General features: G+C 52.0%; 21 protein-coding genes and 1 pseudogene. 11 read left to right on the top strand and 11 right to left on the bottom strand.

The features are described 5' to 3' along the window. The first annotated feature begins 12 nt into the window (after positions 1 to 12). From HGD79_RS19915 to HGD79_RS19930, 4 genes are read left to right on the top strand one after another with little or no spacing between them, the layout of a single operon-like run. Positions 13 to 1,290 carry a zinc-binding dehydrogenase gene (locus HGD79_RS19915; protein ID WP_000853247.1) on the top strand — a complete coding sequence of 426 codons (1,278 nt, stop codon included), beginning with the start codon at positions 13 to 15 and terminating at the stop codon, positions 1,288 to 1,290. After that, complete coding sequence (glpX, locus tag HGD79_RS19920) at positions 1,287 to 2,252, top strand: class II fructose-bisphosphatase (RefSeq protein ID WP_032267374.1); 966 nt, start codon at positions 1,287 to 1,289, stop codon at positions 2,250 to 2,252. The genes HGD79_RS19915 and glpX overlap by 4 nt, the downstream gene beginning before the upstream one ends. 21 nt (positions 2,253 to 2,273) lie before the next feature. Next, positions 2,274 to 2,783: a fumarase E gene (fumE, locus tag HGD79_RS19925; RefSeq protein ID WP_000224148.1), complete on the top strand. Its 510-nt coding sequence runs from the start codon at positions 2,274 to 2,276 to the stop codon at positions 2,781 to 2,783. Then, complete coding sequence (locus tag HGD79_RS19930; protein ID WP_032267373.1) at positions 2,780 to 3,493, top strand: nucleoside/nucleotide kinase family protein; 714 nt, start codon at positions 2,780 to 2,782, stop codon at positions 3,491 to 3,493. The genes fumE and HGD79_RS19930 overlap by 4 nt, the downstream gene beginning before the upstream one ends. Here HGD79_RS19930 and HGD79_RS19935 read toward each other — a convergent pair. The 5 genes from HGD79_RS19935 to HGD79_RS19955 are packed head-to-tail and all read right to left on the bottom strand — an operon-like array spanning position 3,465 to position 6,541. Then, positions 3,465 to 4,142 (bottom strand): sulfate/molybdate ABC transporter ATP-binding protein, encoded by a 678-nt coding sequence (locus tag HGD79_RS19935; protein WP_000956866.1) that lies wholly within the window; start codon positions 4,140 to 4,142, stop codon positions 3,465 to 3,467. The two genes, HGD79_RS19930 and HGD79_RS19935, sit on opposite strands and share 29 nt — an antisense overlap. After that, complete coding sequence (locus HGD79_RS19940; RefSeq protein ID WP_000256969.1) at positions 4,136 to 4,813, bottom strand: energy-coupling factor ABC transporter ATP-binding protein; 678 nt, start codon at positions 4,811 to 4,813, stop codon at positions 4,136 to 4,138. The genes HGD79_RS19935 and HGD79_RS19940 overlap by 7 nt, the downstream gene beginning before the upstream one ends. Continuing rightward, a complete protein-coding gene (locus HGD79_RS19945) occupies positions 4,801 to 5,508 on the bottom strand; it encodes an energy-coupling factor transporter transmembrane component T (protein WP_000553217.1) in 708 nt (235 codons plus the stop codon). Before HGD79_RS19945 ends, HGD79_RS19940 begins: the two co-directional genes overlap by 13 nt. Next, on the bottom strand, positions 5,509 to 6,087 hold the full coding sequence (locus HGD79_RS19950; RefSeq protein WP_000124312.1) for an ECF transporter S component: 579 nt from the start codon (positions 6,085 to 6,087) through the stop codon (positions 5,509 to 5,511). 22 nt (positions 6,088 to 6,109) lie between these two features. Continuing rightward, positions 6,110 to 6,541 (bottom strand): PPC domain-containing DNA-binding protein, encoded by a 432-nt coding sequence (locus tag HGD79_RS19955; RefSeq protein ID WP_000988693.1) that lies wholly within the window; start codon positions 6,539 to 6,541, stop codon positions 6,110 to 6,112. A 371-nt stretch (positions 6,542 to 6,912) separates the two neighbouring features. On the opposite strand from HGD79_RS19955, the gene epd reads away from it, so the two are divergent. The 3 genes from epd to fbaA all read left to right on the top strand — a co-directional run bounded on the left by epd (position 6,913) and on the right by fbaA (position 10,439). Continuing rightward, complete coding sequence (gene epd, locus HGD79_RS19960) at positions 6,913 to 7,932, top strand: erythrose-4-phosphate dehydrogenase (protein ID WP_000218480.1); 1,020 nt, start codon at positions 6,913 to 6,915, stop codon at positions 7,930 to 7,932. A 49-nt stretch (positions 7,933 to 7,981) separates the two neighbouring features. Then, on the top strand, positions 7,982 to 9,145 hold the full coding sequence (pgk, locus tag HGD79_RS19965; RefSeq protein ID WP_000111269.1) for a phosphoglycerate kinase: 1,164 nt from the start codon (positions 7,982 to 7,984) through the stop codon (positions 9,143 to 9,145). A gap of 214 nt (positions 9,146 to 9,359) precedes the next feature. Then, positions 9,360 to 10,439 (top strand): class II fructose-bisphosphate aldolase, encoded by a 1,080-nt coding sequence (fbaA, locus tag HGD79_RS19970; RefSeq protein WP_000034372.1) that lies wholly within the window; start codon positions 9,360 to 9,362, stop codon positions 10,437 to 10,439. Positions 10,440 to 10,502: 63 nt separating this feature from the next. On the opposite strand, the pseudogene HGD79_RS26905 reads toward fbaA, so the two are convergent. Then, positions 10,503 to 10,601, bottom strand: a pseudogene (locus tag HGD79_RS26905) (hypothetical protein); the annotation flags it as partial. 195 nt (positions 10,602 to 10,796) lie between these two features. Between HGD79_RS26905 and mscS the strand changes: the two are divergent. The 4 genes from mscS to HGD79_RS19990 all read left to right on the top strand — a co-directional run bounded on the left by mscS (position 10,797) and on the right by HGD79_RS19990 (position 14,327). Beyond that, the gene (gene mscS, locus HGD79_RS19975) at positions 10,797 to 11,657 is read left to right on the top strand and encodes a small-conductance mechanosensitive channel MscS (protein ID WP_000389818.1); all 861 of its coding nucleotides are present in this window, start codon (positions 10,797 to 10,799) and stop codon (positions 11,655 to 11,657) included. 138 nt (positions 11,658 to 11,795) lie between these two features. Continuing rightward, positions 11,796 to 12,431 (top strand): arginine exporter ArgO, encoded by a 636-nt coding sequence (argO, locus tag HGD79_RS19980; protein ID WP_000493352.1) that lies wholly within the window; start codon positions 11,796 to 11,798, stop codon positions 12,429 to 12,431. 92 nt (positions 12,432 to 12,523) lie between these two features. Beyond that, on the top strand, positions 12,524 to 13,264 hold the full coding sequence (locus HGD79_RS19985) for an oxidative stress defense protein (RefSeq protein WP_000669834.1): 741 nt from the start codon (positions 12,524 to 12,526) through the stop codon (positions 13,262 to 13,264). A gap of 166 nt (positions 13,265 to 13,430) precedes the next feature. Then, the gene (locus tag HGD79_RS19990; RefSeq protein WP_000350807.1) at positions 13,431 to 14,327 is read left to right on the top strand and encodes a LysR family transcriptional regulator; all 897 of its coding nucleotides are present in this window, start codon (positions 13,431 to 13,433) and stop codon (positions 14,325 to 14,327) included. Here HGD79_RS19990 and scpC read toward each other — a convergent pair. From scpC to argP, 5 genes are all read right to left on the bottom strand, one after another. Beyond that, on the bottom strand, positions 14,324 to 15,802 hold the full coding sequence (gene scpC / locus HGD79_RS19995) for a propionyl-CoA:succinate CoA transferase (protein ID WP_000449941.1): 1,479 nt from the start codon (positions 15,800 to 15,802) through the stop codon (positions 14,324 to 14,326). The genes HGD79_RS19990 and scpC overlap by 4 nt on opposite strands. 23 nt (positions 15,803 to 15,825) lie before the next feature. Continuing rightward, entirely contained in the window at positions 15,826 to 16,611 is a 786-nt protein-coding gene (gene scpB / locus HGD79_RS20000) for a methylmalonyl-CoA decarboxylase (protein WP_000122080.1), read from the bottom strand. Between the two features lie 10 nt (positions 16,612 to 16,621). Then, positions 16,622 to 17,617: a methylmalonyl Co-A mutase-associated GTPase MeaB gene (gene meaB, locus HGD79_RS20005; RefSeq protein WP_000606527.1), complete on the bottom strand. Its 996-nt coding sequence runs from the start codon at positions 17,615 to 17,617 to the stop codon at positions 16,622 to 16,624. Continuing rightward, entirely contained in the window at positions 17,610 to 19,754 is a 2,145-nt protein-coding gene (scpA, locus tag HGD79_RS20010; protein WP_000073223.1) for a methylmalonyl-CoA mutase, read from the bottom strand. Before scpA ends, meaB begins: the two co-directional genes overlap by 8 nt. Before the next feature lie 203 nt (positions 19,755 to 19,957). Beyond that, positions 19,958 to 20,851, bottom strand: a complete 894-nt coding sequence (argP, locus tag HGD79_RS20015) for a DNA-binding transcriptional regulator ArgP (RefSeq protein ID WP_000828351.1) — start codon at positions 20,849 to 20,851, stop codon at positions 19,958 to 19,960. Positions 20,852 to 20,872: the final 21 nt, after the last annotated feature.

Here is a 20,872-nt window from a genome sequence, read left to right on the forward strand (position 1 = left end):
ACAGAGGTAAAAATGAAAACCAAAGTTGCTGCTATTTATGGCAAGCGGGATGTCCGTCTGCGCGTATTTGAACTGCCAGAAATTACCGATAATGAATTACTGGTGAGTGTAATTTCTGACAGCGTCTGTTTATCGACCTGGAAAGCGGCGTTACTCGGTAGTGAACATAAACGCGTACCCGACGATTTAGAAAATCATCCGGTCATTACCGGGCATGAATGTGCCGGGGTTATTGTCGAAGTGGGTAAAAATCTCACTGGCAAATATAAAAAAGGCCAGCGTTTTGTATTGCAACCGGCGATGGGGTTACCAAGCGGATATTCAGCGGGCTACAGCTACGAATATTTTGGCGGCAATGCCACTTATATGATTATTCCCGAAATCGCCATTAATTTGGGCTGCGTATTACCGTATCACGGCTCTTATTTTGCTGCGGCGTCGCTGGCAGAGCCTATGTGCTGCATTATTGGTGCTTATCATGCCAATTATCACACCACGCAATATGTTTATGAGCATCGCATGGGCGTCAAACCTGGCGGCAATATTGCACTGCTGGCGTGTGCAGGTCCGATGGGCATTGGCGCTATCGATTACGCCATTAACGGCGGCATACAACCGTCGCGGGTGGTGGTGGTCGATATCGACGACAAACGTCTGGCGCAGGTACAGAAGCTGCTGCCGGTGGAACTGGCGGCCAGTAAAGGCATTGAGCTGGTGTATGTGAATACCAAAGGGATGAGCGATCCTGTCCAGATGCTGCGGGCGCTGACAGGAGATGCCGGGTTCGATGACATTTTTGTTTATGCGGCGGTGCCTGCTGTCGTTGAGATGGCTGATGAATTACTGGCGGAAGATGGCTGTCTGAACTTCTTTGCCGGGCCGACGGATAAAAACTTCAAAGTGCCGTTTAATTTCTACAACGTCCATTACAACAGCACGCACGTCGTCGGTACATCTGGCGGTTCAACGGACGACATGAAAGAGGCGATTGCCCTTAGCGCCACTGGGCAGTTACAGCCGTCGTTTATGGTGACCCATATCGGTGGCCTGGATGCGGTGCCAGAAACCGTGCTCAATCTGCCGGATATCCCTGGCGGTAAAAAACTCATTTATAACGGCGTGACCATGCCGCTCACTGCCATTGCCGATTTTGCCGAAAAAGGCAAAACCGATCCGCTGTTTAAAGAGTTGGCGCGGCTGGTTGAGGAAACGCACGGCATCTGGAATGAACAGGCCGAGAAATATCTGCTGGCACAATTTGGCGTTGATATCGGGGAGGCCGCGCAATGATGTCCCTGGCGTGGCCATTATTTCGCGTTACGGAACAGGCAGCGTTGGCTGCCTGGCCGCAAACCGGATGTGGCGACAAAAATAAAATTGATGGCCTGGCGGTCACCGCGATGCGCCAGGCATTAAACGACGTCGCTTTTCGTGGACGAGTGGTTATCGGCGAAGGAGAAATTGACCATGCGCCGATGCTGTGGATTGGCGAAGAGGTGGGCAAAGGCGATGGGCCAGAAGTCGATATCGCGGTTGACCCGATTGAAGGCACCCGGATGGTGGCGATGGGGCAGAGCAATGCGCTGGCGGTGATGGCCTTCGCCCCTCGAGATAGCCTGTTACATGCGCCCGATATGTATATGAAAAAGCTGGTTGTTAATCGACTGGCTGCTGGGGTGATTGATCTGTCTTTGCCTCTGGCGGACAACCTGCGCAACGTGGCGAAAGCGTTAGGCAAACCGCTGGATAAGCTGCGCATGGTTACGCTGGATAAACCGCGCCTGAGTGCCGCGATTGAGGAAGCAACACAGCTGGGCGTGAAGGTTTTTGCCCTGCCGGATGGCGATGTCGCCGCCAGCGTGCTGACCTGCTGGCAGGATAATCCTTACGATGTGATGTACACCATCGGCGGTGCGCCAGAAGGCGTGATTTCTGCCTGTGCCGTTAAAGCATTAGGCGGGGATATGCAGGCCGAGCTGATTGACTTTTGCCAGGCTAAAGGGGATTACACGGAAAATCGGCAGATTGCAGAGCAGGAGCGCAAGCGTTGCAAGGCAATGGGCGTTGACGTTAACCGTGTGTACTCGCTCGATGAACTGGTGAGGGGGAACGATATCCTCTTTAGCGCTACGGGCGTGACGGGCGGTGAGCTGGTGAACGGTATCCAACAGACGGCGAATGGGGTGCGGACGCAGACATTACTGATCGGCGGCGCGGACCAAACGTGTAATATAATAGACTCCCTGCATTGATGGTGATCTATCGGAAGACCAATGGCGACGCTGACAGAAGATGATGTGCTTGAGCAACTGGATGCACAGGACAATTTATTTTCATTTATGAAAACTGCGCATACCATTTTGCTCCAGGGGATACGCCAGTTTCTGCCGTCGCTGTTTGTCGATAACGATGAAGAGATCGTGGAATATGCAGTGAAGCCGTTACTCGCCCAAAGCGGCCCGCTTGACGATATTGATGTTGCACTGCGTTTGATTTATGCGTTGGGGAAAATGGATAAATGGTTGTACGCCGATATCACGCATTTTTCCCAGTTCTGGCATTACCTGAACGAACAGGATGAAACGCCCGGGTTTGCCGATGACATGACCTGGGATTTTATCAGCAACGTCAATAGTATAACCCGCAATGCGACGCTCTATGACGCGTTGAAAGCGATGAAGTTCGCCGATTTCGCCGTCTGGTCAGAGGCGCGTTTTAGCGGGATGGTCAAAACGGCGCTGACGCTGGCAGTAACGACAACTTTAAAGGAATTAACGCCGTGAAAATCGAACTGACGGTGAATGGACTAAAGGTACAGGCGCAGTACTCTGATGATGAAATTGAGAATGTTCATAAACCGCTACTGCGTATGCTGGCGGCCTTACAGGCGGTAAGTCCGCAGCGACGTACGGTGGTTTTTCTTTGCGCTCCGCCGGGGACGGGTAAATCAACCCTAACCACCCTCTGGGAATATCTCGCGCAACAAGACCCCGAACTGCCCGCTATTCAGACACTCCCGATGGATGGTTTTCACCATTACAATAGCTGGCTGGATGCGCATCAATTGCGCCCCTTCAAAGGCGCACCAGAGACATTCGATGTAGCGAAACTGGCGGAAAATCTGCGCCAGGTAGTGGAAGGGGATTGTGCGTGGCCGCAGTATGATCGACAAAAGCATGATCCTGTTGAAGATGCGTTGCACGTTACCGCACCACTCGTCATCGTCGAAGGAAACTGGTTGTTGCTGGACGACGAGAAGTGGTGCCAGCTTGCGCAATTTTGTGATTTCTCGATCTTTATCAACGCGCCAGCTACTGCGTTGCGGGAACGACTGGTAGGGCGCAAGCTGGCGGGAGGGGTATCGCTGGCAGACGCAGAAGCTTTTTATGACCGTACCGACGGGCCGAATGTTCGCCGGGTGCTGGAAGAGAGTCTGCCTGCAAATTTGACCTTAATGATGACCGCTACGGGTGAATATCGTCTGGTGGATTAACGTTCCTGATTAGACCATCTTCCAGTCGCACCACACGAGAGAAATGACGCCGGGTAAATGCGGCGTCATGACTGATTGCTACGACGCTCGTGCCTCGCTGGCCGCACTTCTCCAGCCAGCTTTCAAACACGCTCAACCAATTTTCGTCAAAATCCCGACTCGGCTCGTCCAGCAGCAATAGTGGCGGAGAGAGTGCTTCCAGGCAGGCGACGGCGACCATCCGTCGCTGCGCACTATGCAGATCCAACGGGTGCGCGTTGGCAGTGTCTGCTAACTGACAACATTGCAGGGCAGCATGGGTACGTTGAGTGATTTCATCCGCCGGGCATTTTTGCAGTTTCAAACCAAATGCGATCTCGTCAGCGACGGTGCTGTGAAAAAGTTGGTTTTCCGCTTCCTGAAACAGTACGCCAACCTTTGCCGCGCGCTGGCGGTTTTTCAGGTTTTTCATCGCCTGTTGTTGCAGCATAACCGTACCGGCTGTGGGCGTAAGAAGACCTGCCATTACTCGTAACAGCGTCGATTTTCCCGCGCCATTGTCGCCGGTCAGCGCCAACCATTCACCTTGTTTGAGTTGCAGAGAAATGTCGCAAAGACAATCCGTTGCCGCGCCAGGCCAGCGATAAGATATCTTATTTAACGTTAACATAGTGGCTGGAGCGCTCCGTTTTGCAATTGCCACGCTTGCTGGCAGTAGTTCAGGAAAGGTGTGCGATGACGTTCAAAAAGAATAATCAGCGAACCACGTTCAAACGCCCAGTGTTGTAAGCGCTGCAACAGCATTTCGCTGGCCTGCGGAGTCAGGCGGCTAAAGGCTTCATCAAGAATTAAGAGCTTTGGCTGCATCGCGATGGCGCAGGCGATGACCACGCGCTGTGTCTCTCCACCGGAGAGTGTTGCCGGGTGACGATGGCGCAACGGCTGGCACTCGGTCAGAGTCAGGGCGGCATCAATCCGCGCCATAATCTCTGCTTCAGCAAGACACAGATTTTCTGGCCCAAAGGCAACTTCTTCTTCCACGCTAAAGGTACAGCCGGAGAGCTGCAAATAGGGCGATTGCTGGACGAGCTGGATGGTGGCGGATTGTTCATTAAGCGGGAGATGCCCAATGGGCGTACCGAGGAGCGTCCCCGTGCCTGTTATCTCTCCTGGCAGAAAGTCCGGATACCAGCCCGCCATCAGCTGTGCCAGCGTACTTTTGCCACTGCCGTTGTCACCAAAGATGGCGACCATCCCCGGTTTGACATAGTGAAAGTCATAACAGAACGGAGGATGCGTTGAGTGTGTCGGGCAATAACGGAACTGTTCTAACGTAACCATATCCACGCTCCGAATTCTGTCAGCATCAGCAAGATCATGGTGTAACGCGCTACGCGTTGTAGGGTGCTATCGGCTGGTGCCCACAACGTTGTTCGTCGGTTGTGGATCCGAAATGCCCGCATATCCAGCGCCGCACCACGGACAGCCAGATCGTTAAGCGCATTGTGTGTTAGCGGAATAATTAACGCGGGCATCGCACGTAAACGCTGATACCAGCCCTCATCCAGCGGCACGCCGCGGGCACGCTGCGCTTCATGAATAATCGCTAATTGCCGTTTTAACTGCTCAACGACCAATAACGGCCCGGCAAACAGATAAGCGACGCCTGGCGGCAGGCGAGAAGCAAACAGAGCGCGAATAAAACATTGCACGGGGACGTACTGCATCCACAACTGTGAGGTTGAAACAATCGCCAGAATCCGCAACCAGAGCGTAATAGCATGCGACCACCGTTCTGGCGAGCGTGGCGTGCCGCTTAGCCATTCTGGTAGCCAGCCACCGTGTACCAGCCACAGCCCGGCTCCCAGCGAGAACATCAGCCAGACGACATATTTTGCCCGCCGCCGCGTGGCCTTTAGCGCAATAAGGCAGAAAAAGGTCGCCGCGCTATAGATCGGCAAAATGGTCTGCGCGGGCAGGATAAGCGTGGTGCAGGCCGCCAATGCCCACAGTGTTAATGAGGTAAATGGATGCATTTAGCGCACGGCAGCCATTGCCGGAAAATGGCGCGTGGTGCGAATCGGCAGCTGGCGCAGTAAAAGCCAGACAATCACCGCTGTAAGAATTTTATCGACCAGGTTCGCGCCTATCACCGTAATCGCCACCGACTCCACCAGGTTTTGCCCCATCGAGTGCATCCAGGCAACGAACAAATCGGCTCCGCTACCGGTGACACCGCCGAACAGCGCAGTACGCAGCGGTACAGCGACGACCGTTACCGCAAGCGTAATAATCACGCCGCTGACAACGACTTTTGGCAGGGTGCGAAACCAACCCGCTCGCGCCAGCCAACCGGCGACCAGGCCGATGACCATCGCGACGGGTGCAAATGCGGCGGCGATCGGGTCGGTCAGCAATCCCCAGAGTAAATTGGTCAGTAAGCCGGTCAGCATTCCGATCACCGGACCAAGCAGTACCGCGCTAATAAGTGTGCCGATGGAGTCGAGAAATATAGGTAATTTGACCATGCTGGCCAGTTGCCCGCCGATCATATTGATGGCGATAGATATAACGATCAACACCAGTGCCTGACTGGAAAAGTGGCTACGCGCCATAAGAAAACCTCTTTGAAAGTAGTTATTTAACGGGGGAAATATGCAACTCGTCGTAACCAGAAAGCGCGCAAGGTTGGCGGCTAAACGCCAGTTCCTCAAGGCTACCGATCACCAGTTCAAGCGTGGTCCGCACGGTACAGCCGGGCATCATATGACCGCCAAGCATCGTGCCGTGTGGATCGGAAACGCAGAGATGAAGATGCTCACCACTCTGTTCCAGCGTGCCGTTTAGTGAGATCACTTCGAATGTACCGTTCAGGAGCGTGGTGCCTTCTTGCCCGGCATAGCGCAAGGCGACGTCAGTCAGGCTACCGGTACAGCCTGCAATCCAGGCGGCATGAAGTTGATGCTGCTGTGCAAAAGCGTGTAGCTGGGAAAAAACTTCCTGCCCGGGGAGGAGGCGCAGTGCGTAAAAGCGTGCGGAGGAAGAATATGGGTAGGGCAATGTCATCATTGGAGTACTCCGAAACTCGGACGTATTGCGGATAATATCGACGCTGCATCAGTCATATTCTGATATAAGTCAGGGTTTGTGACGGCACAACGAAAAGATTTTGCTACGCTTATTCGTGATTCTGCAAAGTGGAATAAATTCCACAGGGGCGGGGCTGAAAACGTGACGTAAGTCAGATAATTGCTTTCTTTGACTGGACAATCATTCCTTTTATTCCACGTTTCGCTTATCCTAGCTGAAGCGTTTCAGTCGATTAAATGTTCGACAATTAACCAATCAGTCGCAGTTTGCGACAGGTAAGGTTTCCCCGGACGATTTGCTGGATTACTCTGTCTGGCAAATTTGCTCAGGGAAAACCTTGCAGGAGATCTATGACCGTACGCGTAGCGATAAATGGCTTCGGTCGCATCGGGCGTAATGTGGTTCGTGCTTTGTATGAATCCGGACGCCGGGCGGAAATTACCGTGGTGGCAATCAACGAACTGGCGGATGCTGCGGGCATGGCGCATTTGTTGAAATATGACACCAGCCATGGCCGTTTTGCATGGGAAGTACGACAGGAACGCGATCAACTTTTTGTTGGTGATGACGCCATCCGCGTATTGCATGAACGTTCACTGCAATCGCTCCCCTGGCGTGAACTTGGCGTTGATGTAGTCCTCGACTGCACCGGCGTATATGGCTCCCGCGAGCATGGCGAAGCGCATATTGCCGCCGGGGCCAAAAAAGTGCTCTTTTCACATCCTGGCAGTAACGATCTCGACGCGACCGTTGTTTACGGCGTCAATCAGGATCAACTTCGTGCGGAACACCGCATCGTTTCTAACGCTTCCTGTACCACGAATTGCATAATTCCCGTCATCAAATTGTTAGATGATGCGTACGGTATTGAGTCCGGCACAGTGACCACAATTCACTCCGCCATGCACGATCAACAGGTTATTGATGCATACCATCCTGACCTGCGTCGCACCCGGGCAGCCAGCCAGTCGATCATTCCGGTCGATACTAAACTGGCCGCCGGTATCACACGATTTTTTCCGCAATTTAACGATCGCTTTGAAGCGATTGCGGTACGTGTGCCAACCATAAATGTGACGGCAATCGATTTAAGCGTGACGGTGAAGAAACCTGTAAAAGCCAATGAAGTCAACCTGTTGCTGCAAAAAGCAGCACAAGGTGCATTTCATGGTATAGTTGACTATACGGAATTGCCGTTGGTCTCTGTAGATTTTAACCACGATCCGCACAGTGCCATTGTCGATGGCACCCAAACCCGGGTCAGTGGCGCACACCTGATCAAAACGTTGGTCTGGTGCGATAACGAATGGGGCTTTGCTAACCGAATGCTCGACACGACGTTAGCTATGGCTACTGTTGCTTTCAGGTAAGACGCAAGCAGCGTCTGCAAAACTTTTAGAATCAACGAGAGGATTCACCATGTCTGTAATTAAGATGACCGATCTGGATCTTGCTGGGAAACGTGTATTTATCCGTGCGGATCTGAACGTACCAGTAAAAGACGGGAAAGTAACCAGCGACGCGCGTATCCGTGCTTCTCTGCCGACCATCGAACTGGCCCTGAAACAAGGCGCAAAAGTGATGGTAACTTCCCACCTGGGTCGTCCTACCGAAGGCGAGTACAACGAAGAATTCTCTCTGCTGCCGGTTGTTAACTACCTGAAAGACAAACTGTCTAACCCGGTTCGTCTGGTTAAAGATTACCTCGACGGCGTTGACGTTGCTGAAGGTGAACTGGTTGTTCTGGAAAACGTTCGCTTCAACAAAGGCGAGAAGAAAGACGACGAAACCCTGTCCAAAAAATACGCTGCACTGTGTGACGTGTTCGTAATGGACGCATTCGGTACTGCTCACCGCGCGCAGGCTTCTACTCACGGTATCGGTAAATTCGCTGACGTTGCGTGCGCAGGCCCGCTGCTGGCAGCTGAACTGGACGCGCTGGGTAAAGCACTGAAAGAACCTGCTCGCCCGATGGTGGCTATCGTTGGTGGTTCTAAAGTATCTACCAAACTGACCGTTCTGGACTCCCTGTCTAAAATCGCTGACCAGCTGATTGTTGGTGGTGGTATCGCTAACACCTTTATCGCGGCACAAGGCCACGATGTGGGTAAATCCCTGTACGAAGCTGACCTGGTTGACGAAGCTAAACGTCTGCTGACCACCTGCAACATCCCGGTTCCGTCTGATGTTCGCGTAGCAACCGAGTTCTCTGAAACTGCACCGGCTACCCTGAAATCTGTTAACGATGTGAAAGCTGACGAGCAGATCCTGGATATCGGTGATGCTTCCGCTCAGGAACTGGCTGAAATCCTGAAGAATGCGAAAACCATTCTGTGGAACGGTCCGGTTGGCGTGTTCGAATTCCCGAACTTCCGCAAAGGTACTGAAATCGTGGCTAACGCTATCGCAGACAGCGAAGCGTTCTCCATCGCTGGCGGCGGCGACACTCTGGCAGCAATCGACCTGTTCGGCATTGCTGACAAAATCTCCTACATCTCCACTGGCGGCGGCGCATTCCTCGAATTCGTGGAAGGTAAAGTACTGCCTGCAGTAGCGATGCTCGAAGAGCGCGCTAAGAAGTAAAAAATCACAGGGCAGGGAAACCTGCCCTTGTTTCAGCGCGCTTTTAGAGCACGCATTTTTTCATACTCTAAATAATTCGAGTTGCAGGAAGGCGACAAGAGAGTGAATCCCCAGGAGCTTACATAAGTAAGTGACTGGGGTGAGCGAACGCAGACGCAGCACATGCAACTTGAAGTATGATGAGTATAAGGCCCGACGATACAGGACAAGAGACATGTCTAAGATTTTTGATTTCGTAAAACCTGGCGTAATCACTGGTGATGACGTACAGAAAGTTTTCCAGGTAGCAAAAGAAAACAACTTCGCACTGCCAGCAGTAAACTGCGTCGGTACTGACTCCATCAACGCCGTACTGGAAACTGCTGCTAAAGTTAAAGCGCCGGTTATCGTTCAGTTCTCCAACGGTGGTGCTTCCTTTATCGCTGGTAAAGGCGTGAAATCTGACGTTCCGCAGGGTGCTGCTATCCTGGGCGCGATCTCTGGTGCGCATCACGTTCACCAGATGGCTGAACATTATGGTGTTCCGGTTATCCTGCACACTGACCACTGCGCGAAGAAACTGCTGCCGTGGATCGACGGTCTGCTGGACGCGGGTGAAAAACACTTCGCAGCTACCGGTAAGCCGCTGTTCTCTTCTCACATGATCGACCTGTCTGAAGAATCTCTGCAAGAGAACATCGAAATCTGCTCTAAATACCTGGAGCGCATGTCCAAAATCGGCATGACTCTGGAAATCGAACTGGGTTGCACCGGTGGTGAAGAAGACGGCGTGGACAACAGCCACATGGACGCTTCTGCACTGTACACCCAGCCGGAAGACGTTGATTACGCATACACCGAGCTGAGCAAAATCAGCCCGCGTTTCACCATCGCTGCGTCCTTCGGTAACGTACACGGTGTTTACAAGCCGGGTAACGTGGTTCTGACTCCGACCATCCTGCGTGATTCTCAGGAATATGTTTCTAAGAAACACAACCTGCCGCACAACAGCCTGAACTTCGTATTCCACGGTGGTTCCGGTTCTACTGCTCAGGAAATCAAAGACTCCGTAAGCTACGGCGTAGTAAAAATGAACATCGATACCGATACCCAATGGGCAACCTGGGAAGGCGTTCTGAACTACTACAAAGCGAACGAAGCTTATCTGCAGGGGCAGTTGGGTAACCCGAAAGGCGAAGATCAGCCGAACAAGAAATACTACGATCCGCGCGTATGGCTGCGTGCCGGTCAGACTTCGATGATCGCTCGTCTGGAAAAAGCATTCCAGGAACTGAACGCGATCGACGTTCTGTAAGATATTCCTTTCTGCTTATCTCAAGGCCCGCTCTGCGGGTCTTTTTTTCGCCAAAAGCAAAATTGCCTGATGCGCTACGCTTATCAGGCCTACACGTATCCTGCAATATATTGAATTTGCAGGTTTTTGTAGGCCGGATAAGGCGTTCACGCCGCATCCGGCATGACAAAACGCACATTGATATCTGTCTGAGCCCCGCTCTGCGGGGATTTTTTCGCCAAAAGCAAGGTGATTCAGATGAGAAATCTGTGATCTATTTGGCAAAATTATGCTTTATTGTTTACCCTTGTCAGACTGCCCGTCATAAGGCGGCGGAGTGTATTTCTCCATTTTGAGTCAGTTGAAAAGGAATATTGAATGGAAGATTTGAATGTTGTCGATAGCATAAACGGCGCGGGAAGCTGGCTGGTAGCTAACCAGGCGCTGCTGCTAAGTTATGCAGTAAACATCGTGGCGGCACTCGCGATCATCATCGTTGGTTTGATTATCGCGCGGATGATTTCCAACGCGGTGAATCGCCTGATGATCTCCCGTAAAATCGATGCCACTGTTGCTGATTTTCTTTCTGCATTAGTCCGTTACGGTATTATCGCCTTTACGCTAATCGCAGCCCTGGGACGCGTGGGTGTACAAACAGCGTCAGTCATTGCTGTACTCGGTGCCGCAGGCTTAGCTGTTGGTCTGGCTTTGCAGGGGTCACTTTCTAACCTGGCCGCTGGCGTGTTACTTGTCATGTTCCGCCCGTTCCGTGCCGGAGAATATGTTGACCTGGGCGGCGTAGCCGGTACTGTGCTGAGTGTGCAGATTTTCTCCACCACCATGCGTACTGCAGACGGTAAAATTATCGTTATTCCGAACGGTAAAATTATTGCCGGAAATATTATTAACTTCTCCCGCGAGCCAGTTCGCCGTAACGAATTTATTATTGGCGTGGCGTATGATTCCGATATCGATCAGGTTAAGCAGATCCTGACCAATATTATCCAGTCTGAAGATCGCATTTTGAAAGATCGCGAAATGACTGTGCGCCTGAACGAACTTGGTGCATCGTCGATTAATTTCGTGGTCCGCGTCTGGAGCAACAGCGGCGATCTGCAAAACGTGTACTGGGATGTGCTGGAGCGTATTAAACGTGAATTTGATGCCGCCGGTATCAGCTTCCCGTACCCGCAAATGGATGTGAACTTTAAGCGGGTGAAAGAAGACAAAGCTGCGTAATCAACGCTGAGGCCAGATAATACTCTCTGGCCTCTCTCTTATTAGTTTTTCTGATTGCCAATTAATATTATCAATTTCCGCTAATAACAATCCCGCGATATAGTCTCTGCATCAGATACTTAATTCGGAATATCCAACGTGTTTTCTTATTACTTTCAAGGACTTGCACTTGGGGCGGCTATGATCCTACCGCTCGGTCCACAAAATGCTTTTGTGATGAATCAGGGCATACGTCGTCAGTACCACATTATGATTGCCTTACTTTGTGCTATCAGCGATTTGGTCCTGATTTGCGCCGGGATTTTTGGTGGCAGCGCGTTATTGATGCAGTCGCCGTGGTTGCTGGCGCTGGTCACCTGGGGCGGCGTAGCCTTCTTGCTGTGGTATGGTTTTGGCGCTTTTAAAACAGCAATGAGCAGTAATATTGAGTTAGCCAGCGCCGAAGTCATGAAGCAAGGCAGATGGAAAATTATCGCCACCATGTTGGCAGTGACCTGGCTGAATCCGCATGTTTACCTGGATACTTTTGTTGTACTGGGCAGCCTTGGCGGGCAACTTGATGTGGAACCAAAACGCTGGTTTGCACTCGGGACAATTAGCGCCTCTTTCCTGTGGTTCTTTGGTCTGGCTCTTCTCGCAGCCTGGCTGGCACCGCGTCTGCGCACGGCAAAAGCACAGCGCATTATCAATCTGGTTGTGGGATGTGTTATGTGGTTTATTGCCTTGCAGCTGGCGAGAGACGGTATTGCTCATGCACAAGCCTTGTTCAGTTAGGCGCTATCTGATGGAAAAATAAAACAGAGGCGCTAAGCTTGCCTCCAGAGGTCCTGAATTTTGGGCAAGTCAATTAACACGGAGAGACTAACGTGAAGTTCAAAGTTATCGCCCTGGCGGCATTAATGGGTATTAGCGGGATGGCAGCGCAGGCTAACGAATTGCCGGATGGACCGCATATTGTCACCTCCGGTACGGCAAGCGTGGATGCGGTGCCAGACATTGCCACTCTTGCGATTGAAGTTAACGTGGCCGCGAAGGATGCCGCTACTGCCAAGAAACAGGCAGATGAGCGCGTCGCACAATACATTTCCTTCCTTGAACTCAATCAGATCGCGAAAAAAGATATCAGCTCAGCGAACTTACGCACCCAGCCAGATTATGATTATCAGGATGGTAAAAGTATCCTTAAAGGCTACCGCGCTGTGAGAACGGTGGAAGTCACGCTCCGTCAGTTAGACAAACTGAATTCCTTGCTGGATGGCGCGCTGAAGGCGGGTCTTAACGAAATTCGTTCTGTGTCGCTGGGCGTGGCGCAGCCGGATGCCTATAAAGACAAAGCGCGTAAGGCAGCGATTGATAACGCGATTCATCAGGCGCAGGAACTGGCGAACGGCTTTCATCGTAAACTGGGGCCGGTATATAGCGTGCGCTACCATGTTTCCAACTATCAGCCCAGCCCAATGGTGCGGATGATGAAAGCCGATGCCGCGCCGGTGTCCGCCCAGGAAACTTACGAGCAGGCCGCTATTCAGTTTGATGATCAGGTCGATGTGGTCTTCCAGTTAGAACCTGTGGATCAACAACCCGCTAAAACACCTGCAGCACAATAATATTTGTAGCCCGACGTATTCGTCGGGCTAATGCCTTTACCCGATATTGCCTCCTTTTTCTGTAATTTTCTGTAAAACCATGACGTAATCACCTATCTTTGCTCGCGGTTTCATCAAGGATAGGCTGACTGAAACGGTTAAGCGGACAAGGATGCGGGGGAGGGGGATGGACATTTTTATTTCGAAAAAGATGCGCAATTTCATTTTATTAGCGCAAACCAATAATATTGCCCGGGCGGCAGAAAAAATCCATATGACGGCTTCGCCATTTGGTAAAAGCATTGCCGCGCTGGAAGAACAAATTGGCTATACGCTATTTACCCGCAAAGATAATAATATCAGCCTCAATAAAGCCGGACAGGAACTGTATCAAAAACTGTTCCCGGTTTATCAACGGCTTTCTGCGATTGATAATGAAATCCATAACTCAGGGCGTCGTTCACGAGAAATTGTGATTGGCATAGATAATACTTATCCGACAATTATTTTCGATCAGTTGATTAGTCTCGGAGATAAGTATGAAGGCGTGACCGCCCAGCCAGTTGAGTTCAGCGAAAATGGCGTTATCGATAATCTTTTTGACCGCCAGTTAGATTTTATTATCTCCCCACAGCATGTATCTGCACGAGTTCAGGAACTGGAAAACCTGACTATCAGTGAACTACCACCGCTGCGATTAGGCTTTCTCGTTTCTCGCCGTTATGAAGAGCGACAAGAGCAAGAGCTGCTTCAGGAGCTGCCCTGGCTACAAATGCGCTTTCAGAACCGGGCCAACTTCGAAGCAATGATTGATGCGAATATGCGACCTTGTGGGATCAATCCAACCATTATTTATCGTCCCTACAGTTTTATGGCCAAAATCAGCGCCGTGGAGCGCGGACATTTTCTGACGGTGATCCCGCATTTTGCCTGGCGACTGGTGAATCCGGCAACGCTGAAATATTTTGATGCACCGCACAGGCCGATGTATATGCAGGAATATCTTTATTCAATCAGAAATCATCGTTATACCGCCACGATGCTTCAGCATATTGCTGAAGATCGTGACGGGACGAGTCATTAACCCAGCATCGAGCCGGTTGCAATTAAATTACGGTGTAAGTCGAAGACGTGGCTAAGATCGTGGTGAATATGTCCGCCAGGCGCATTTTCCAGATAGCGATGCAGATAATCCCGATACATAGGATGTGCACAATTATCAATGATAGTGCGGGCGCGTTGAAGCGGGGAAAGACCGCGCAGATCGGCGATCCCTTGTTCGGTGATGATCACTTTGACGCTGTGTTCGCTGTGATCAACATGGCTGCACATTGGCACGACGGTTGAGATCTTGCCTTCTTTAGCAATCGACGGGGCCATAAAGATCGACAGATACGCGTTGCGTTCAAAATCACCGCTGCCGCCGATGCCGTTCATCAGATCGACCCCGGCTACGTGTGTTGAGTTGGCATGCCCGTAAATATCAAACTCCAGGCCGACGTTCAGAGCGATGACGCCCAGACGACGGATGATTTCCGGGTTATTGGAAATCTCCTGCGGACGCAACACAATGCGGCTGGCAAAGTAATCCATATTGTCGTAAATCTTGCGCAGGGAATCGGCCGAGATTGTCAGGCTGGAGGCGCTGGCCCCGCTGATTTTGCCGGTTTCCAGTAAATGCACCACCGATTCCTGTAGCACTTCCGAATACATCATAAACGGAGGAATTTCCGGGTTTTCCCCCAGACGCGCCATTACCGCATTATTGATATTGCCCACGCCACTTTGCAGCGGCAGAAATTCCGGCGGAATACGCCCATGCGCCATTTCCTGCAATAAGAACGTGACCACGTTATCGGCAATCTGCTGGCACATGGGATTTTGCTTATCCAGCATATTACCGGCGTCAGGCAAGTTGGTTTCCACGACGGCGACAATCTTTTTCGGATCGATTTGCACATAGCGGGTACCGACGCGATCCATTGCATGGAAGATCGACACGCTATTGCGCCGCGGTGGCGCGCCAGGAATCACAATATCCGCCAGTTCTGCAACGCGCGGATCGTGATAGTGATTGAGTTCAATGATCACTTTCTTCGCCCGCAGCAGCCATGTCGGCGCATTACCGATCCCGCTGGTTAACCAGACTCGACCATCTGGTGCCAGTGCCGATGCTTCAATGACGGCAACATCAATGTCGCCGAAGAAACCGTAATTGACCATTTGCGCCACTTCGCTCAAATGCAGGTCAACGAAACTCACCGCGCCCTGATTGATCTTTTTACGTAAACCGGACGATGTTTGATATGGCGCACGCCAGGAAACAGCATCGGCGTCAGAAAGTACATCGTCAGCGGCGGCGCTGATTGACGCCCCCGTCAGCAGGCGAATTTGATACGGCTTTTTGGCCTCATGCTGTTCGTTAGCTCTGCGGGCAATCGCGGTGGGTAGGGCTTTCGGCGAACCCGCTGGGGTAAAGCCGCTAAATGCCACCATGTCGTTATGCTGGATAATTTCTGCCGCTTCATCGGCGGTCATCCTTGTCCACTGAGTTTCCATTTTTACTCCTTCGTTCGCAGGGATTAATGACCAACGAAATTAGGTTTACGTTTTTCGAGGAAAGCGTTCATCCCTTCCTGGTAATCTTCGCTGTCATAAACCGCGCGGCGCATCCCCTGAATACGTTCAAATTCATCGGAGTTCATGGTGTGTGCTTCGCCCAGTACACGCAGCTCTTCTTTGATAACGGCAATGGCTAACGGCGCTTTCTCAGAGATGTGGTGCGCCATTTGTAAGGTGAAATCTTCCAGTTCTTCCACTTCCACAACATGGTTGAGGATGCCGACAGCCAGCGCGCGCTGGGCGGTGATTGGCGAAGCGGTAAAAATCAGCTCTTTGACAATGTGGAAGCCCGCGTCGCGGGTCAGGTTGTGAATGCCGACCAGGTTATACGGGACGCCGAGGTTTACAGGCGTCATTGAGAAGGTTGAGGTACTGGCGGCGATGATCAGATCGGAACTCATGATCATTTCAAATGCGCCACCCCAAACACTACCTTCCACCATCGAAATGATCGGTTTCGGGAATTTTTGGATCATGCGGGTGATTTGACGCAATGGATCATCATAGGAGAGCGGATCGCGACCGCCAGACGGCAGTTCGTGAATATCGTGACCTGCGGAGAAGACTTTGGATCCACTCGGCGCGCGCAAAATGATACAGCGAATTTCCGGCCGGTTGAGATCGCTTAACGCCTGCATAAGATCATCAATAAAGACTTTACTTAAGGCATTAAGTTTGCGGCCATAGTTAAACTCAATGACCGCCACTTTGTTGATAGTGACAACGTTAACATACTGATAAGACATAAAAATTCCTTTAATCAAAATATTGCGTCTGGATAAATTCACTGAGCTGCCGCAGGCCGGTGCGCGGTGAGAGCGTATTGTTTTTGACCGCTAAAAGCGTCTGGCGGTAATAGCGATCGAAATCTTCATTCGCGAACAGGTGATTCAGTACTTCTTCTTCGGTCTGCTTACGCAGCCATTCCACCGATTGTTGTTGCCGCACTTGTTGTAAACGACCACTGGCAGTTAGCGCGGTTTTGAAGTCGATGATGGCGTGCCAGATCTCATCGATTCCACGTTTTTCCAGTGCGCTACAAGTCAGAACCCGTGGCTGCCATTCGTCGTATTTACGTCGCAGAATATGCAGGGCACTCTCGTACATATGCCGGGCAATGGCGACATTGGTATGGTTATCGCCATCGTCTTTGTTGATAACGAGCAGATCAGCCACTTCCATCAGCCCTTTTTTAATGCCCTGCAGATCATCGCCGCCACCGGCAATTTGCAACGAGATAAAACAGTCCACCATGCGGGCGACTTCCGTTTCCGACTGCCCGACGCCAACCGTTTCGACAATCACTACGTCATAACCCGCCGCTTCGCATAACAGCATTAATTCCCGCGCTCGCTGACTGGCACCGCCCAGATGACCGGAGGATGGTACCGGGCGAATAAACGCCGCTTCGGCACGCGCTAGGTCATTCATGCGGGTTTTATCCCCGAGAATGCTACCGCCAGTGACCGGGCTGCTGGGATCGACCGCAATAACCGCGACCTTTAATCCCTCACGAATCAACAACATGCCAAAGGCTTCAAGAAAGGTACTTTTCCCCGCGCCGGGTGTGCCGGTAACGCCCAGTCGCAGGGTGTTACCGCAGTACGGCATAATGGCATCAAGCAGCTGCGTACTTAGTGCCTGATGACGCGGGTGACGGCTTTCCACCAGCGTCATGGCCTGGGCGAGTGTGGCACGCTCACCCTGACGTAAGCGGCGAATACTTTCTGCCAGCGTGGCTTCATTAATCATGATGCTGGCTTATCAGATTCAGTACGTCGCGCACACTGTCGAGCATAGGTGTACCTGGACCATAAATCGCCGCCACGCCGCGCTCTTGCAGGAAGGCGTAATCCTGCGGCGGAATGACGCCACCCGCGACCACGCAGATATCTTCGCGTCCCCATTTTTTCAGCGCTTCGACCAGTTCCGGGATCAGCGTTTTATGACCGGCAGCCAGTGAGGATGCGCCCACTACGTGAACGTCGTTTTCTACGGCCAGGCGGGCGATCTCTTCAGGTGTAGAGAACATCGGGCTTAAATCTACGTCGAAACCGAGATCGGAATAGGCGCTGGCGATCACTTTCGCGCCGCGATCGTGTCCATCCTGGCCCATCTTAGCGATCAGAATGCGCGGGCGACGACCATTGTCGGCAAGGAACTGCTCCGTTTGCGCAACAATGGCATCGAACTCGGAGGCCGATTTCTCAGACTGATGATAGCTTTGCGCAATCACGCCGGTAACACACTGGCTTGGCACCAGATAACGGTCGAAAGCGACTTCCAGCGCATCGGAAATTTCACCCAGGGTGGCGCGAACGCGAGCGGCATTAACAGCGGCAGCCAGCAGGTTTTCGTTATGCTGTGCGGCGTGAGTCAGGGCGTTCAACGCGGCGGTTACGGCGGCATCATCACGGGTGGCGCGAATGCGTTCCAGCGAAGCAATTTGCTCGTTACGCACCATCACGTTGTCGATCTCAAGTACATCGGTTTCGTCTTCGTGATCCAGTTTGTACTTGTTGACACCAACGATGACACGCTTGCCCTGGTCGATCAGCGACTGTTCGCGCGCTGAGGCCTCTTCGATCATTCGTTTTGGCAGACCTGCTTCGATCGCTTTCGCCATGCCACCGGCTTCGTCGATCTGTTGGATAATAGCTCTGGCTTGTTTGACGATTTGATCGGTCAGCGACTCAATGTAATAGGATCCGGCCAGTGGATCGACGGTGCGGCAGAGTTCTGATTCTTCCTGGATGATGATCTGGGTGTTGCGGGCAATGCGTGCTGAGAAATCGGTAGGCAAACCAAGCGCTTCGTCAAAGGCGTTGGTATGCAGTGACTGAGTACCGCCCAGCGTCGCAGCCAGTGCTTCAATGGTGGTGCGGATAACGTTGTTATACGGATCCTGTTCAGTCAGGCTCCAGCCTGAGGTCTGGCAGTGGGTACGCAGCGCCAGTGATTTCGGATCCTGTGCGCCAAATCCACTGACCGCTTCGCTCCATAAATAACGTGCCGCACGCAACATGGCGACGTTCATAAACAGATCCATGCCGATACCGAAGAAGAACGACAGGCGAGGAGCGAAGTCATCAATTTTCAGTCCGGCAGAGATTGCTGCTTTGATGTACTCAATCCCATCAGCGAGCGTAAATGCTACCTGCTGCACGCAGTTGGCACCCGCTTCCCCCATGTGGTAACCGCTGATACTGATGGTATTAAATCGCGGCATGTTGCCGGAACACCAGGCGATGATGTCGGCGATAATGCGCATTGACGGTTTTGGTGGGTAAATATAGGTGTTGCGGCAGAGGTACTCTTTGAGAATATCGTTTTGAATGGTGCCGGTCAGTTTATCAGGTGTAACACCTTGCTCTTCTGCGGCGACGATATAAAACGCCAGTACTGGTAGCACTGCGCCATTCATGGTCATCGAAACCGACATTTTATCCAGCGGGATCTGGTCGAACAGGACTTTCATATCTTCCACGGTGTCGATAGCGACGCCCGCTTTGCCGACGTCGCCCGCCACGCGCGGGTTATCGGAGTCGTAGCCACGGTGGGTGGCAAGGTCAAACGCAACGGAAAGACCTTTTTGCCCGGCGGCCAGGTTACGGCGATAAAAAGCGTTGGACTCTTTTGCTGTTGAAAAACCAGCATACTGACGGATGGTCCACGGTTGGGCGGTATACATAGTGGCACGCGGGCCACGAACGTAGGGCGGCAAACCAGGAAGGGTACCTGTCACCTCCAGATTATCGAGATCGGCTTCGGTATACAGCGGCTTGATGGCGATCCCTTCCGCGGTTTGATGAACCAGCGAGTCGACAGTTTTCTCCCGACGGCTCAATTCCTTGTTGGCAAGCTGTTGCCACTCCTGCACGTTAGACATTATTTGCTCCGTAAAACGCAATCAAAATGAGGGTATTTGCGCCTACGGTGAGCTTTTTACGTGGGTTTGTCGCCAGCAAAAAAAATGCATTCAGACGTCGTTTTTTGCCGCCTGAGATTTGTCTATTTTGTGATGTGATTCAAGGAATACAAAAAGAAGTGAGGACAACGCCTGATATGTGCTATCAGGCATTATTTGATGGATTAATCCTGACGAAGGACTTTGTGACCATAATCGAGTAACGCATCAGTGACTTTACGCATCATGCGGCTTTCAGGAGCAAAGCGGTGCCAGTAGAGCATCCGTCGTTGAAATAGCCCAGGCGTTAAGTCAATCAGTTCACCGCTGGCCAGCTCTTTCTCGATTTGCAGGTGCGGGATCATACAGCAGGTGGTGCCCTGGCGAGCAAGTTGTACGAACGCTTCTGAAGAATTAACGATATGGCAGGGCACGCTGCCTGGAGGCAGATCGAAGTTTTGCTGCAAAAAGGCCTGGTGCATATCGTCAAGATGGTCGAACGCGACCACTGGCGCTTTCAGTAATGCCGAACGCGTTACGCCGTTAGGGAAATATTTTTCGGCAAAGGGTTTTGAGCTGACGAACAGATAGTCGAGCGCACCAAGTTTATCGACAAGACAACTCGGCAGCGCCTGATGTTGAATACTCACCGCGCCGACCACTTCGCCGCGGCGCAGACGTTCCTGAGTGCGGGTTTCATCTTCTACCTGCAAGTTGAGGCGGATAGGCGAATCAGCCAACACAGGAGCCAGTGCAGGAAGCAACCACGTCGCCAGACTGTCGGCGTTGACCGCCAGTGAAAGCAGCAGCGGAGTCGAACCGGTTTGTTCATCGCCCAGCCACTCTTCTTCCAGCAACTCCACCTGGCGCAGCAGTGCCAGCAGTTTTTGCCCTTGTTCCGTCGGGCGCGGCGGTACGGTACGCACCAACAGCGGCTGCCCGAACATATTTTCCAGTTGCTTAATGCGCTGTGAGACGGCTGATTGTGTAATGCACAGCTTTTGTGCCGCGCGCTCAAATCCTCGTTCACGTATCACCGCATCCAGTGCCTGTAATGTTCTGTAGTCCGGGCGTTTCATTGCTGTTGTCTGCTCCTGGTA

Source organism: Escherichia sp. SCLE84 (genome assembly GCF_012584495.1).
In the GTDB taxonomy this organism is placed as follows: domain Bacteria; phylum Pseudomonadota; class Gammaproteobacteria; order Enterobacterales; family Enterobacteriaceae; genus ECMA0423.